Here is a 12849-nt window from a genome sequence, read left to right on the forward strand (position 1 = left end):
CGCGTCGGAACTCACCTGACTGCTCGATTCGCGCCGTGGCCCGGGTTGTCGTAAGCTAGTCCGCGGTGACGTGTCCGAGCGGCCGAAGGTGCAACTCTCGAAAAGTTGTGTAGGGTAACCCCCTACCGTGGGTTCAAATCCCACCGTCACCGCCATGGAAACCCCCGAGAAATCGGGGGTTTCTTCGTGTGTGGGGTGGGGCGTGGTGCATCCGTGGTGCAGCGTTCGAGGACCTCTCTCAGAGAGGCTCTCCCCGGTCACTCAATTGCCGAGGCCGTCGAGGGCCCAGTGGTAACGGAGGCGGAGGCCACGCTCCATGCTGGCCAGCGCCGCACCGGCTCCGAGGGTGATGTTGAGCCACAGCGGCAGCTGAATGGGCGAGACGAAGGTTCCGAGGCGCTCCGCGATGGGTGGGATCTCGGAGATCACCTGCACCAGCTGAGGGACGTTCACCCCGACGCCGATGACCAGGAAGACGATCGCGGTGGCCGCGATCCAGCGGCTCGCGACCGGATGCACCTGCTCGAGTTGCAGGCGGCGACCGATCGCCGATTTCGGGTGCGGGGTGAGGCGCCGCTCGGATCGGTCGGGCGTGACGTAGTGCATCCGTCGGAGACCGTAGGAGCCCACCGCTACCTGGATCACGCCGCCCTCGACGGCGAACCTCGCCGGCAGCTTCGACACGACGGCGTGCGCTCCGTCGCGGTAGAGATGGGCACGAGGGTCGCCGTCGTCGTCGGTCCGCACATCCACCGCATAGACCACGTCCGGCGCGCCCGGCCGCGGCACCGCCAACGAGAACAGCTTCCGACCCGACACCAGGTGCCACCAGCGGAAAGGCGCGAGCGGACGGCCGTCTCCGGGCTTCTGTCGGCGGGGCATCGTGCCGTCGTCGGCATCGCCGAGCATGCCGAGCGCGTCGGCATCGTCTTCGTCGAACACGGACATGCTCTTATGCAAGACCGTGTTCCCGGAACATGGTCAACGTCCAGTCAGCTCTCCAGCTGCTCCCGGAGGGCATCGATGTCCCAGACGTTGGACATCTGCGTGAACCTGCCGTCGCTGATCCGGTAGACCGTCACCTCATCGATCTCGATCGCCTTGCCTGTCGGGGCGACTCCGAGCCATTCCTTCACCGGCGTACCGCGGGTGAGAGCGTGACTGCCGACGGTGTCGCCCGAGATGGTGAGCTTCAGCACCTCGACCTGATAGTCGGGCATCGCATCGGTGATGCTCGCGAACGCGGCGACGCCCTGCTCGCGAGTCACGGTCTGACCGTGAGAGAGGATCTTGTCGGCCATGAATTCGCCGATCCGATCCCACTGATGGGCGTTGATCACGTCGACGTATCGGCCGTAGAACTCCCGGATGTCGAAATCGGACATGACTTCTTCCTTTCCTGCCCGACGTGCGGGCTCTGTCTGCTGCCGACGGGTTCGCGGCCAGGAACCATCGTGCCTTCGCGGGGAAGTACTCCGGATCGTTCAGAGTCCGCACTTCCTTACCGATCGTCTCGGCTCTCGATCGGCGACTCTTCACAGCCTTGACAGTGGTGCCACGCCATAGTGTCGAATGGGCGCCCGGCTTCGCGCACACGCGGTCGCGGCGGACTCATGCGTTCACCGACTGCCGAGCCGCCTTGCGGAACTGCGCGGGCGAGGAGCCGACCACGCGACGGAAAGCGGTGCTGAACGCGCTTTCGGAGAGATAGCCCGTCGACCAGGCGAGGTCCGAGATCGGCATCGTGTCGCGAGCGAGCGCATCGCGTGCGAGACTCATCCGCCACTGGGTGACATACTCCAACGGCGGAACCCCGACGTGGCTCTTGAAAGATTGCGCGAAGGCCGATCGGGACATGTGACTGATGTCGGCCAACTCCTTGAGCGTCCACGAGTACGCCACGTCGGCGTGCACGGCGCGGAGCGCTGCTCCGATCCCGTCTTCGTTGAGCGCGCTCAACCACCCCGTCGGCCGATCGGTCTGCCCCGCGTGCACGCGCAACATGTGCACGAGCAGCACTTGCGCGAGGTGATTCTCGACGAGCGGGCCACCGGCGGCGCTGTCGCCCACCTCGTTCGCGAGGATGTCGATCAGCTGCGCCAGTCGTGCGCCTCGCGGATCCGAAGCATGGACGATGACGAGCGGTGGCAGCAGGTCGATGAGCAGGGACGCGTTGTCCTCGTCGAACGCGATGTGCCCGACGCAGAGGTAGAGGTCCTCCTCGGAGTCGGCACCGAGGTGCACGACATCGTCTTCGGCGCCGGCGGCCCACGCCTCTTCGGCGAGGCGCGGGTCGGCGTCGGGAGAGCTGGCCAGCCGGTACGCCGGCGGGTTGCCGAGCAGGAAGGTGTCTCCCTGCTCGAGTCGGACAGGTTCGTGCCCTTCGAGGATCAGCCAGCAGGAGCCGGTGACGAGACCGCCGATGCGCACGTGGGGGAACGTTCCGAAACGCAGTGCCCACTCGCCGGAGGCACGCAGGCTCGGACCGATGACGGTCCGAGGGCGCAACAGTCCGATCGCGTCGGCGACCGGGTCACCGTATCCGAGCATCATGTCCTCCTGGACGATTGATAAAGAGATCAGGATTTCCAACGAGCGATCGTACTCCCGCACGAATCAGGATGGATTCGTCAGGCAGGAACAAGGACAAGGGAGAAAGCGTCATGGGTCAGTTCGAGGGCAAGACGGCAGTGATCACCGGCGGCAGTAGCGGGATCGGTCTCGCCACGGCCAGGCAGCTGGCGAGCGGGGGAGCGCATGTGTTCCTCACGGGTCGACGTGAGACGGAGCTGGGAGCCGCAGTCGAGGCGATCGGGGCTGATCGGGCCACCGCGGTGGTCGGCGACGTGTCCGACCTCGATGCGCTCGACAGGCTCTACGCAGCCGTCCAGGAACGCGGCGCCGGCATCGACGTCCTCGTTGCGAATGCCGCCGTGGGGTCCTTCGCGACACTGGAGCAGACCACCGAAGAGCACTTCGACCAGACGTTCGCAGTCAACACGCGGGGGCTCCTGTTCACCGTGCAGAAGGCGTTGCCGCTCCTGAACGAGAGCGCGTCGATCGTGCTGATCGGTTCGACGGCCGCCGACCGCGGGATGGAGGCCTTCGGCGCCTACGCGGCATCGAAGGCGGCGGTCCGCTCGTTCGCGCGCACATGGTCGACCGAGCTCAAGGGCCGGGGTATCCGTGTCAACGTCGTCTCGCCCGCCTGGATCGAGACGCCCGGCGGCACCGCCGCCTTCGGCGACGAAGAGACCGCCCGCGCCATGAAGGACCACGTCGCCGCGACCGTGCCGAAGGGCCGGATGGGCCACCCCGATGAGGCGGCCGCTGTCGTGGCCTTCCTCGCCTCCGAGCAGAGCAGCTACGTCGTCGGATCGAACCTCTACGTCGACGGCGGCACCAACCAGGTCTGAGCGCTCAGTCGGGGACATTGCCGCGTACGGCCTCCACGATCGGTGTCTCACCCTGGTCGACCTCGAGGATCCGGCGCCGCAGGCCGGGTTGATGCACGATCTCGGCCAGGGTTGCCGCGACGTCCTCACGCGAGATGCTGCGATGGAGCTGGGCGGGGCCGAGAGAGATCCGGCCCCGCCCTTCGTCGTCGGTGAGCAGTGAGGGGCGGAGGATCAGCCAGTCCAGATCCCGGCCGGTGAGCGCGACCTCCGCACGCTTCTTCACGGCGAAGTAGTACTCGACGTCGTCTTCGAGGTCTCGTTCGCGCCACGATTCCGGCATGACGGAGACGAGGACGAAGCGGCGGACGCCGGCGCGTTCGGCGGCCGTGGCTGCTCGGTCGACGCCGTCGCCGTCGATGGCATCGGTCACGTCTCGGTCTCCGCCGTTGGAACCAGCGCTGTAGACGACGACGTCCTGACCGACGAAAGCGGCGGCGAGATCATCTATGGTGAGCGTCGACAGGTCGCCGAGGATGCTCCGGATGCCGCGATCTTCCAGGCTCTTCTCCTGATCGCGAGTGCGGACGAGACCGGTCACCTCGGCGCCGCGTTCCACGAGGAGTCCTGCCAGCCGGCCTCCGACGGCACCTGTGGCCCCGAGGATGAGCGTGCGCGGAGGCGTCATGAGTCGGCCTCCGCATACGTCGACACCCGCTCGGCCGGGGCGTAGTCGCCGAGCATCTCGCGCACGCGAGGGACGACCTCGCGCCCGTACAGCTCTATCGACCGGTTGCCGTGCTCCCAGGGGAGAGGGGCCAGGGCGTACTTGAAATCGAACCGGCTGAGATTGAGCGCGCGCACGCAGTCGGCGATCTTCGCGGCAACCGTCTCGGGTGAGCCGATCATCAAGGCTCCTTCTTCGACCTCGTGCATGTATGACTCGAGCGTCGGCGGACGCGATCCCCGCTCCCCGGCGGCGCGGGTCATCGTGGTCTCCCACGCGGGCCAGAACGCCTCGGCGGCCTCTTCATCCGTCGGCGCGATGTGCCCGATGGCGTGTTGTCCGACCGGGAGCTGCTCGCGACCGAACTGCGCGAGGGCCCGGTAGTACAGCTCGACGTGTCCGGCGAATCGCGTCGGCTTCCCCCCGATGATGGCGATCATGAGCGGAAGGCCGTGACGAGCGGCCCGGACGACCGAATCGGGGCTGCCGCCGACGCCGACCCACGTGGGCAGCGAGCCGCCCTCGACACGCGGATAGAGGGTCTGCGCTTCGAGCGTCGCTCGGGTGGTGCCCGACCACGTGACCGGATGCTCCCGCATGAGCTTGACCCAGAGTTCGAGGTTCTGCTCGAAGAGGTTCTCATAGTCGGTGAGGTCGAACCCGAACAGCGGGAACGAGTCGATGGTCGAGGCGCGGCCCACGACCAGCTCGGCTCGTCCGCCCGACACCGCGTCTAGTGTCGAGTACTGGTGGAACACGCGAACCGGGTCCTGCGTCGACAGCACGGTCACGCTCGTGCCGAGGAGGATCCGAGAGGTCTTCCCGGCGATGGCGGCGAGGATGACGGGAGGAGCGGAGTCGAGCATGTCCGATCGGTAGTGCTCTCCTACGCTGAAGAAGTCGAGTCCGACCTCCTCGGCGAGGACGCCCTGGTCCACGGTGCGACGCAGCGTCTCGGCGTCGCTGAGCACCCGACCGGAGAGATCGGTCATCGCATCTGCGAAGCTGTCGACCCCGAACTGCACAGGCGTCATCGCCATGTCCTTCTCCTTCCTCACGACCGGACCGTTCTCCGGCTCACGGTCAGTGGACACCATGTTGCTGCGACCGGGTCAAGCACCGTCGTTCGCGTATCCACGCAGAATCGCACCGATCTCGGACCGAGATCGCTGAAGCCGGTCGATGTTCTCCGCGAGCTCTGCATCTATCGCTCCGAGCGCGGCTTCAGTCGAGTCGGGGCAACTGGCCTGTTCGATCCGGTCGAGCGGAACGCCCATGTCGCGGAGCCGGCGGATGAGGATCAGGCGTGTGAGATGTCTCACCTCGTACTGCTTGTACCCGTTGCTCGTGCGGTCGGGCTCATCCAGGATTCCGACGCGATGGTAGTGACGAACGGCGTTCAGGGTCGTTCCGGCGAGCTCGGCGAGCTCTCGCGTGCTCCACGCCATCTGCTGCCGTCCCTCCTCCAGCGCGGTGTCGGACCGCGCTCACGTCAGCACCATCTGAGACCGTGTTCCTGGAACGCAGTCAACTCCTCGCCTCCGAACCAGGCCCGCATCGCTCGGCCGGGCCGGGCAGCGGCGGGAGATCGAGATGCGCGCGGAGCGCGGCGGTGGTCTCGTCGATGCGGGCGAGCTGCTCGTCGGTGAAGGCATCGACGAAATAGGTCTTCACGGCCTGCAAGTGGGGGAGGGTGCTCGCTCGGAAGGTTCGAGCGCCCTCCTCGGTCAGGGTGACGTGCGACCCGCGGGCATCGTCGACGCACGGCTCACGTCGGATGAGCCCGCGCTTCTCCATGCGACCGAGCTGACCGGATACGCGGCTGCGCTCCCACTCCATGCGGGCAGCGAGCTCGGACGAACGGAGTGACTTCCCCTCGGCGTCGCTGAGCTCGAGCAGCACCTTGTAGTCGCCTTCGGACAGCCGGGAATCGGCGTGGAGCTTTGTTTGCACGCGAGCGCGCAGGATCTCGACGGTCTGGATGTAGGAACGCCAGACGGCGAACTGCTCGCTCGTGGGAAGCTCACCGCGTCGAGGTGTGCCCATCGCCCTCCCCCTTCGGGAATTAATTGACACGTGAATCACTTCTGGAATGATGTAGATGTCAATTAGACACCCATGGGAGAGAACAGTGAACAGCGAACCGTCGACCATCGAGTTCGGCATCGACACCTTCGGAGACCTGCCGCTGGACGACAGGGGCGATGTGATGTCCCCCGCTGCGGCTATCCGTGCCGTCGTCGACGAGGCGATGCTGGCCGACGAGACCGGGATCGACGCGATCACCGTCGGCGAGCACCACCGACCCGAGTTCGCGATCTCCAGCCCGGAGACGGTGCTCGCCGGCATCGCGACCGCGACGAAAAGCATTCGCCTCGGGTCCGGCGTGACGGTGCTGTCGTCCGACGACCCGGTGCGGGTCTTCCAGAGGTTCGCGACGGTCGACGCGCTGTCGAACGGACGCGCCGAGGTCATCCTGGGCCGCGGTTCGTTCACTGAGTCGTTCCCGCTCTTCGGCTACGACCTGAAGGATTACGAGCTGCTGTTCGAGGAGAAGATCGACCTCTTCCACCGTCTCCTCGACGAGAAGCCCGTCACCTGGGAGGGCACGACCCGCGCCGCACTCCGCGACGCGGACGTGCATCCCAAGACGGAATCCGGGCGCTTGAAGACGTGGGTCGGGGTCGGCGGATCGCCGCAATCCGTGCTGCGGTCGGCGCACTACGGCTTCGGACTCATGCTCGCGATCATCGGCGGGAAGCCGGAGAGGTTCGCGCCGTACGTCGACCTTTACCGGAAGGCCGCGGAACAGCTCGGTCAGCCCGCACTGCCGGTGGGAATGCACTCGCCCGGCTTCGTCGCCGCGACCGACGAGGAGGCGAAGGAACTGTTCTACCCGGGCTACCGGGTGATCCGCGACCGCATCGGCGCGGACCGCGGATGGCCGCCCATCCGCCGGGAGGAGTTCGACTCCGAGGTCGTCGACGGGTCGATGTACGTGGGCTCGGTCGAGACGGTGGCGCAGAAGATCGCGCGGTCGATCCGCACCCTCGACGTCGGCCGCTTCGACATGATCTACTCCGCAGCAGGCACGGTCTCGGCATCCGCACGGTTGCGCTCGGTCGAGCTGTACGGCACACAGGTCATCCCGCGCGTCCGCGAGCTCCTCGCCGAGAAACACGTGCCGGAGGTCGTGCGATGACGCGCGCCACGGAGACCATCGGCATCCTCGGCGCGGGCAAGGTCGGCACAGCTCTGGCGCGGCTGGCGCTCGCCGCCGGTCACTGCGTGCTCATCGCCGGCTCGGGAGATCCCGCGAAGATCTCCTTGTCGACCGAAGTGCTCACTCCCGGTGCGACCGCGGTGCGCGCCGATGAAGCGGCCCGGCGAGCGGACGTCGTGATCCTCGCGCTGCCGCTCAGCAAGTACTGGGCGCTGCCGGTGAACGATCTGGTGGGCACGCTCGTCGTCGATGCGATGAACCACTGGTGGGAGGTCGACGGCCCGCGCGACACGGTGCTCGAGGCGGGAGTCTCGTCGAGTGAGGCCGTGCAGCAGTTCCTGCTCGGCGCGAGGGTGGTGAAGGCGTTCAACCACATGGGGTACCACGACCTGGAAGACGAGGCGCGGGAGTCGGGAGCGGACGGACGCAAGGCGATCGCTCTCGCCGGAGATGCACCGGACGACCTCGCGACCGTCGCGGCGCTCATCGACCGATGGGGCTTTGATCCGCTGATCATCGGAAACCTCTCCGCCGGTGCGGGCCTTGAACCCGGAAAGCCGGCGTTCGGAGCGAACGTCGCCGTCGACGAGCTGAAGGAACTGACCGGTATGACCCACACCGTCGAGCAGGAGGTCGCATGAGCGCCTTGGCCCCGGCATCCGATCACCTGGCCGACGGCACCGCCATGGGTGCGGTGACGCTGCTCGTCGGCGATCTCGACGGCATGACGAAGTTCTACCGCGATGTGGTCACGCTGCAGGTCCTCGCGGCCGAGGGCGACACCGTCACTCTCGGCCGCGCGGGCCGCCCGATCGTCGTGCTCGAGCACACCCCGGCTCTGCGTCACGCTCCGCAGGGGTCGGCCGGGCTCTTCCACACGGCCATCCTGTTCGAGTCGCAGGCGGCGCTCGCTGCCGCCGTCTACTCGGTGGCGAGCAAGGCGGCGCATACGTTCTCCGGCAGCGCCGACCACCTCGTGAGCCAGGCGTTCTACTTCACCGATCCCGAGGGCAACGGCGTCGAACTGTACTGGGACCGCCTGCGCACCGAGTGGTCGTGGACCCACGGGAAGATCGAGATGGGCTCACTGTTCCTCGACCCGAATGCCTTCCTCCGGGAGCACCTCACCGAAGAGGCCGCGTCCGGCGGCACGGCTCAGGAGGCGGCATCCGTCGGACACGTGCACCTGTCGATCGGAGACGTCGCGTCCGCTCGCGCCTTCTACGTGAACGCGCTGGGCTTCGACGAGACGGCGGCCTATCAGGGGTCGGCGCTGTTCGTCAGCGCCGGCGGATACCACCATCACATGGCGATGAATGTCTGGAACTCGCGAGGAGCAGGACCCCGGATGCCGTCGCTCGGGCTCGGTCGTGTCGACCTTCAGCTGCCGGGCGCGGACGACTTGGGCGAGCTGGGGGAGCGGCTGCGCCATCACGGGGTCGCCGTGCGCGACGACGGCGCGACGCTCGCCTTCGACGACCCGTGGAAGAACACCGTCCTGGCGCGAGCCTCGGCGTGATTCGAGAGCACGAGGTGCGGCGAGGACCTGGGTGCGTGCGTCTTGACTGTGTCCCACCGACATGGTGTGGGCTGACGCTATGACGACAAACAATGCTCCGACCGACCGAGAAGACCGGTCTGTCGCTTCCGGTGCCCTTCCCGATCGTCCCTTCGGCGTCCATTTCCGCATGGCGCGGTGGAAGTCGATCATCGTCCTCATCGCGATCCCGGTGACGCTTCTCCTTGTCCAGATCATCGTCTTCCAAGGGGTCGTCGCGATCGAAGGGCCGGCTGATCCGAACCGGCCCTCTCTCACCCCCCTCTCGATCGCCGCGACGGGCATCAGCACCGCGATCACCGCCGTGCTGATGACGATGCTGGTGGCCGCCATGGCCAAGGTGTCGTGGCGGGCCGTGTTCCGCCACCGTCGAGCCTTCGATTGGCGGCGAGTCGGCATCTATCTGCTAGGGTCCGCCGTCCTCGTCGGGCTGGTGACCCTGGTCACCTCGCTCGTCGCGCCCAGCTCGATGGGACGCGGCGCGTTCGCCGTCGGAGCGACGACGATTGCCATCATCCTCGTCAGTCTCGTCGGCGTTCCCCTGCAGTCCGCGGGGGAGGAGATCGCCTTCCGCGGCGTGCTGATCCCGGCCGCCGGATCCTGGTTCCGCAACACCCGCCTCGCCGTCATCTTCGGCATCCTCGTCTCGGGTGTGCTGTTCACCGCCGTTCACGTGACGCTGGATCCGTGGCTCGTCAGCTACCTGTTCGTCTTCTCCGCCTGCACGACGATCATGGGTCTCCTCAGCGGGGGTCTCGAAGCGGCCATGGCCTTCCACGTCGCGAACAATCTGCTCGTCGGCATCGTGAACGCCCTCTTCGCCGGGGGCGAGTCGACGACGATCGACCGAGGAGTGGGCGCCGGCCCCGGCGCCGCGGTCCTCATCCTGATGGTGATGAATGTCGCGGTGGTGGTCATGGTCTGGTTGGTGGAACGCGCCAAGAAGAAGCGACAGCGCGCGTGAGCGACGACGCCCGAGGGGAGGTCTCCGCATGATCGGCTCCCTGGTATCGGACTATCTGACCGACGCGATTCAGGATGTGGCATCCGATACATCCGGTTCTCTGGCGGACTACATTCCGGAGCTCGCGAACGCACGACCGCAGAATCTCGCCGCCGCCTTCGCCATGGCCGACGGAACGGTTCATGGGGCGGGAGACGTCGACGTGCCTTTCACGATCCAGTCGATCTCGAAACCCTTCGTCTATGCGCTCGCTCTAGCGGGGCGAGGCTTCGACGAGGTCTTGGGGAAAGTCGGTGTGGAGCCCTCGGGTGAGGCGTTCAATCAGATCTCTCTCGAGGTGGGGACGGGTCGACCGTTCAACCCGATGATCAACGCGGGCGCACTGGCGACGCATGCTCTCATCGGACCGCCTGGCGGAGATGCGCACGAACGCACGCAGCTCGTCATCGACGGTCTCTCCGCTTTCGCGGGCCGGAGATTGATGATCGATGAGTCCGTGTGCTCCTCGGAGATGGAGAGTGCGCACCGGAACCTCGCGATCGCTCACATGCTGCGCAGCTACGGCATTCTCGAAGAAGACCCGCGCGCTGTCGTCGATGGGTACATCCGTCAATGCTCGGTACTGGTCACGACGAGAGATCTGGCGATGATGGCCGCGACCTTGGCGAACCACGGACGTCATCCCTTGACCGGCGAGCAGATCGTCGACGAGTCAGTGATCCGCCAGGTGCTGAGCGTGATGGCGACCTGTGGCATGTATGACGCGGCCGGGGACTGGGTGACGCAGGTCGGTATCCCGGCGAAGAGCGGCGTCGCCGGCGGTCTCATCGGTGCACTTCCCGGTCAGGTGGGCATCGCGACGTTCTCCCCACGTCTCGATCGGCACGGCAACAGCGTTCGGGGAGTGAAGCTGTTCGACCGGTTCTCCTCCGATATGGGACTGCACCTGATGTCCGTCCCTCCGGCCGCGCGAGCAGTCGTCCGCTCGCATCGCATCGTCGGTGACGGCGCAGACGTGATGCGAGTCGTCCAGTTGCAGGGCGGAATCCGGTTCGCCGGCGCTGAGCGGATCGTGCGCGAAGTGGCCGACACATCTCCGCGCGAACACACTGTGGCTCTGGACCTGACCTTGGTGTCGTCGATCGACGATGTGGCACAGCGGATGCTGATGGAACTCGCCCGAAGGCTGATCATCGACGGGTGCCGCGTGATCTTGATCGACCCCGAATCCGTCGTCTCCGAAGAGCACCTCGCCGATGCGGGCTCCATCGACGTCGTGCCGAGGCTGCTTCTCGCATCCGCCAGCGAGGATCGCCTGACGGCTCGCATGTGATCGTCACTGCAGACGCCGCGAACCGTGGGAGCCGATCGATGGCCGGTTCACGTGCCGCCCACGTGAACCGGCCGCGTCGTCAGGTGGCGCTACTGTCGTGCACAGATCCCGCCGTCAGGGCGGTTCCGCTGCGGCGAGTGCGGATCGCCACCACGATGACAGCCCCGATGATGAGCGGTACGGGTATGAGGACGCTCGCATCGATCGCGCCGGCGGACCGGTCGGTCGCGACCGTCGGATCGATCTGCAGGGCGGCATCGATCACGAACTGCGTCGTGTTGAACACCGCGTGCAGCACGATGGCGATCTCCAGCCCACCGGTCCGCCAGGTGATCCAGGCAGTGCCGACCGCGAAGATGAGATACCAGACGTTCAACAGACCGCTGGTGGAGACGTGGACCAGGGCGAAGAGCACGCTGGAGACGATGATGCCGAGCACGAGTCCGAGACGGGCGTTGCGGGTCCAGCTGCCGACGACGCGGAGGATGAGTCCGCGGAAGCCGTACTCCTCACCCGCGGCCTGGAACGGGGTCAGAGCGAGGGCGGTGGCGACGAGCACGAGCAGCTCGTGCCATGCCCAGGTGGTCTGCGGGAACGGGGCCCAGTAGTAGACGATCTGCACCACCACGGTCACGGGGAGCAGGATCATCAGGGCACGGCCGAAGACATCGAAGCGGAAGTGCCCCAGAACCGACGACAGAGACCCGCCCCGCACCCCGTACAGCCAGCGCTGGATGAGCATGCTCCACGGGATGAGCAGAGCCACCGAGAACGCGCCGACGGCGTTGAGCAGCGGGGTGTATCCGGCCCGGGACTCTGTCCCGATCGCTGCATCGATCAGGACGGCGACGATTCCGAGCCCGAAAATGAATGCCTGCATGCCGCCGATGAGGAGGACGAGCGCGAGGATGCCGCGCCCGATGCGGCGTTTGTCGCTGACGAGTACACGGTGATACTCGACGGCCGTGTTGGTCTGTGCCATGGCGTTGTCGCTCTCTGTTTCAGTGGGGAAGGATTCTTGCGGAGTGGGCAGTCGTCCGCCGAACGCGGCAGTTCATCGTTCGGCCCGCGCAGCCTGGCTGACGAGTGCCAGATCCGCTCGTCGCGGTACGCGGAACCTCCCTCCCTCCGCGAGGTAGGCCGCGCCGTGCTTGCGCAGGTAGGCGGCGAAGAGCGGGCACACGGGGACTACGACGATGTTCTCTTCGATCGCGTCTCCCAGAGCAGTGCGGATCAGCTGAGTCGCCAGACCGCGCCCGCTGAACTCGGGGTCGACTTCGGTGTGGAAGAAGACTCGAACGGCCTCGTCGGACTCGGGTTCCAGGAAGTCCGCGCGGCCGGCAGGCGAGGAGACGGAGGCGAGGCGGATCGAATACGACCGAATCCGCGCGCTGTCGACCAACTCGATGAATACTGTCGATCCTGTGGCGTCAGTGAGTTCGCGGGTCATGAGAGTCTCTCGTGTGCTCGACGTCATTCTCGACGTTCTCGATGCGGGGGCGCCGATGAAGGTGTGCGCCTCCGTATCACTCAAGACTGTGTTCCCAGGACCTAGTCAACCCCCGACATGAACGTTGTGGTGGGCGGGTTGACTCGGTTCCTGAGACATGGTGTCGACTGCAGGGAGCGAGCGTTCCGCTCGAAGCCAT

The 12849-nt window shown here is 66.5% G+C and carries 15 protein-coding genes and 1 tRNA gene; 7 read left to right on the forward strand and 9 right to left on the reverse strand.

All coding sequences use genetic code 11. The features are described from left to right. Nucleotides 1–64: 64 nt before the first annotated feature. A tRNA-Ser gene (locus ACLKOY_RS13845) sits at nt 65–155 on the forward strand. Between the two features lie 106 nt (nt 156–261). Here ACLKOY_RS13845 and ACLKOY_RS13850 read toward each other — a convergent pair. The 3 genes from ACLKOY_RS13850 to ACLKOY_RS13860 all read right to left on the reverse strand — a co-directional run bounded on the left by ACLKOY_RS13850 (nt 262) and on the right by ACLKOY_RS13860 (nt 2592). Next, nucleotides 262–948 (reverse strand): hypothetical protein, encoded by a 687-nt coding sequence (locus tag ACLKOY_RS13850; protein ID WP_236571317.1) that lies wholly within the window; start codon nt 946–948, stop codon nt 262–264. Nucleotides 949–992: 44 nt separating this feature from the next. Continuing rightward, nucleotides 993–1385, reverse strand: a complete 393-nt coding sequence (locus tag ACLKOY_RS13855; RefSeq protein ID WP_201470994.1) for an ester cyclase — start codon at nt 1383–1385, stop codon at nt 993–995. A 226-nt stretch (nt 1386–1611) separates the two neighbouring features. Next, nucleotides 1612–2592 carry an AraC family transcriptional regulator gene (locus tag ACLKOY_RS13860; protein ID WP_236571318.1) on the reverse strand — a complete coding sequence of 327 codons (981 nt, stop codon included), beginning with the start codon at nt 2590–2592 and terminating at the stop codon, nt 1612–1614. Between the two features lie 71 nt (nt 2593–2663). Here ACLKOY_RS13860 and ACLKOY_RS13865 point away from each other — a divergent pair, with 71 nt between their 5' ends. Continuing rightward, nucleotides 2664–3416, forward strand: a complete 753-nt coding sequence (locus tag ACLKOY_RS13865; RefSeq protein WP_201470995.1) for an SDR family NAD(P)-dependent oxidoreductase — start codon at nt 2664–2666, stop codon at nt 3414–3416. 4 nt (nt 3417–3420) lie between these two features. On the opposite strand, the gene ACLKOY_RS13870 is transcribed toward ACLKOY_RS13865, so the two are convergent. The 4 genes from ACLKOY_RS13870 to ACLKOY_RS13885 all read right to left on the reverse strand — a co-directional run bounded on the left by ACLKOY_RS13870 (nt 3421) and on the right by ACLKOY_RS13885 (nt 6168). After that, entirely contained in the window at nt 3421–4083 is a 663-nt protein-coding gene (locus ACLKOY_RS13870; protein WP_201470996.1) for an NAD(P)H-binding protein, read from the reverse strand. Further along, nucleotides 4080–5162 carry an LLM class flavin-dependent oxidoreductase gene (locus tag ACLKOY_RS13875; RefSeq protein WP_436454179.1) on the reverse strand — a complete coding sequence of 361 codons (1083 nt, stop codon included), beginning with the start codon at nt 5160–5162 and terminating at the stop codon, nt 4080–4082. Before ACLKOY_RS13875 ends, ACLKOY_RS13870 begins: the two co-directional genes overlap by 4 nt. 72 nt (nt 5163–5234) lie before the next feature. Further along, complete coding sequence (locus tag ACLKOY_RS13880) at nt 5235–5570, reverse strand: MerR family transcriptional regulator (protein ID WP_201470997.1); 336 nt, start codon at nt 5568–5570, stop codon at nt 5235–5237. Nucleotides 5571–5649: 79 nt separating this feature from the next. Beyond that, a complete protein-coding gene (locus tag ACLKOY_RS13885; RefSeq protein ID WP_436454180.1) occupies nt 5650–6168 on the reverse strand; it encodes a MarR family winged helix-turn-helix transcriptional regulator in 519 nt (172 codons plus the stop codon). A gap of 55 nt (nt 6169–6223) precedes the next feature. On the opposite strand from ACLKOY_RS13885, the gene ACLKOY_RS13890 reads away from it, so the two are divergent. From ACLKOY_RS13890 to ACLKOY_RS13910, 5 genes are all read left to right on the forward strand, one after another. Then, nucleotides 6224–7324 carry an LLM class flavin-dependent oxidoreductase gene (locus ACLKOY_RS13890; protein WP_436454181.1) on the forward strand — a complete coding sequence of 367 codons (1101 nt, stop codon included), beginning with the start codon at nt 6224–6226 and terminating at the stop codon, nt 7322–7324. Beyond that, nucleotides 7321–7986 carry an NADPH-dependent F420 reductase gene (locus ACLKOY_RS13895; RefSeq protein ID WP_201471000.1) on the forward strand — a complete coding sequence of 222 codons (666 nt, stop codon included), beginning with the start codon at nt 7321–7323 and terminating at the stop codon, nt 7984–7986. Before ACLKOY_RS13890 ends, ACLKOY_RS13895 begins: the two co-directional genes overlap by 4 nt. Beyond that, a complete protein-coding gene (locus tag ACLKOY_RS13900; RefSeq protein ID WP_436454182.1) occupies nt 7983–8864 on the forward strand; it encodes a VOC family protein in 882 nt (293 codons plus the stop codon). Before ACLKOY_RS13895 ends, ACLKOY_RS13900 begins: the two co-directional genes overlap by 4 nt. A gap of 79 nt (nt 8865–8943) precedes the next feature. After that, on the forward strand, nt 8944–9867 hold the full coding sequence (locus ACLKOY_RS13905; protein WP_436454183.1) for a CPBP family intramembrane glutamic endopeptidase: 924 nt from the start codon (nt 8944–8946) through the stop codon (nt 9865–9867). 28 nt (nt 9868–9895) lie between these two features. Next, nucleotides 9896–11200, forward strand: coding sequence for a glutaminase (locus ACLKOY_RS13910; RefSeq protein ID WP_436454184.1), 1305 nt, complete (start codon nt 9896–9898; stop codon nt 11198–11200). A 79-nt stretch (nt 11201–11279) separates the two neighbouring features. Here ACLKOY_RS13910 and ACLKOY_RS13915 read toward each other — a convergent pair whose 3' ends face one another. Then, nucleotides 11280–12182 carry a type II CAAX endopeptidase family protein gene (locus ACLKOY_RS13915; protein WP_363574140.1) on the reverse strand — a complete coding sequence of 301 codons (903 nt, stop codon included), beginning with the start codon at nt 12180–12182 and terminating at the stop codon, nt 11280–11282. A 72-nt stretch (nt 12183–12254) separates the two neighbouring features. After that, entirely contained in the window at nt 12255–12650 is a 396-nt protein-coding gene (locus ACLKOY_RS13920; protein ID WP_201471004.1) for a GNAT family N-acetyltransferase, read from the reverse strand. Between the last annotated feature and the right edge of the window lie 199 nt (nt 12651–12849).

It is taken from the genome of Microbacterium sp. K2 (assembly GCF_051365005.1).
Taxonomy (GTDB): domain Bacteria; phylum Actinomycetota; class Actinomycetes; order Actinomycetales; family Microbacteriaceae; genus Microbacterium; species Microbacterium foliorum_B.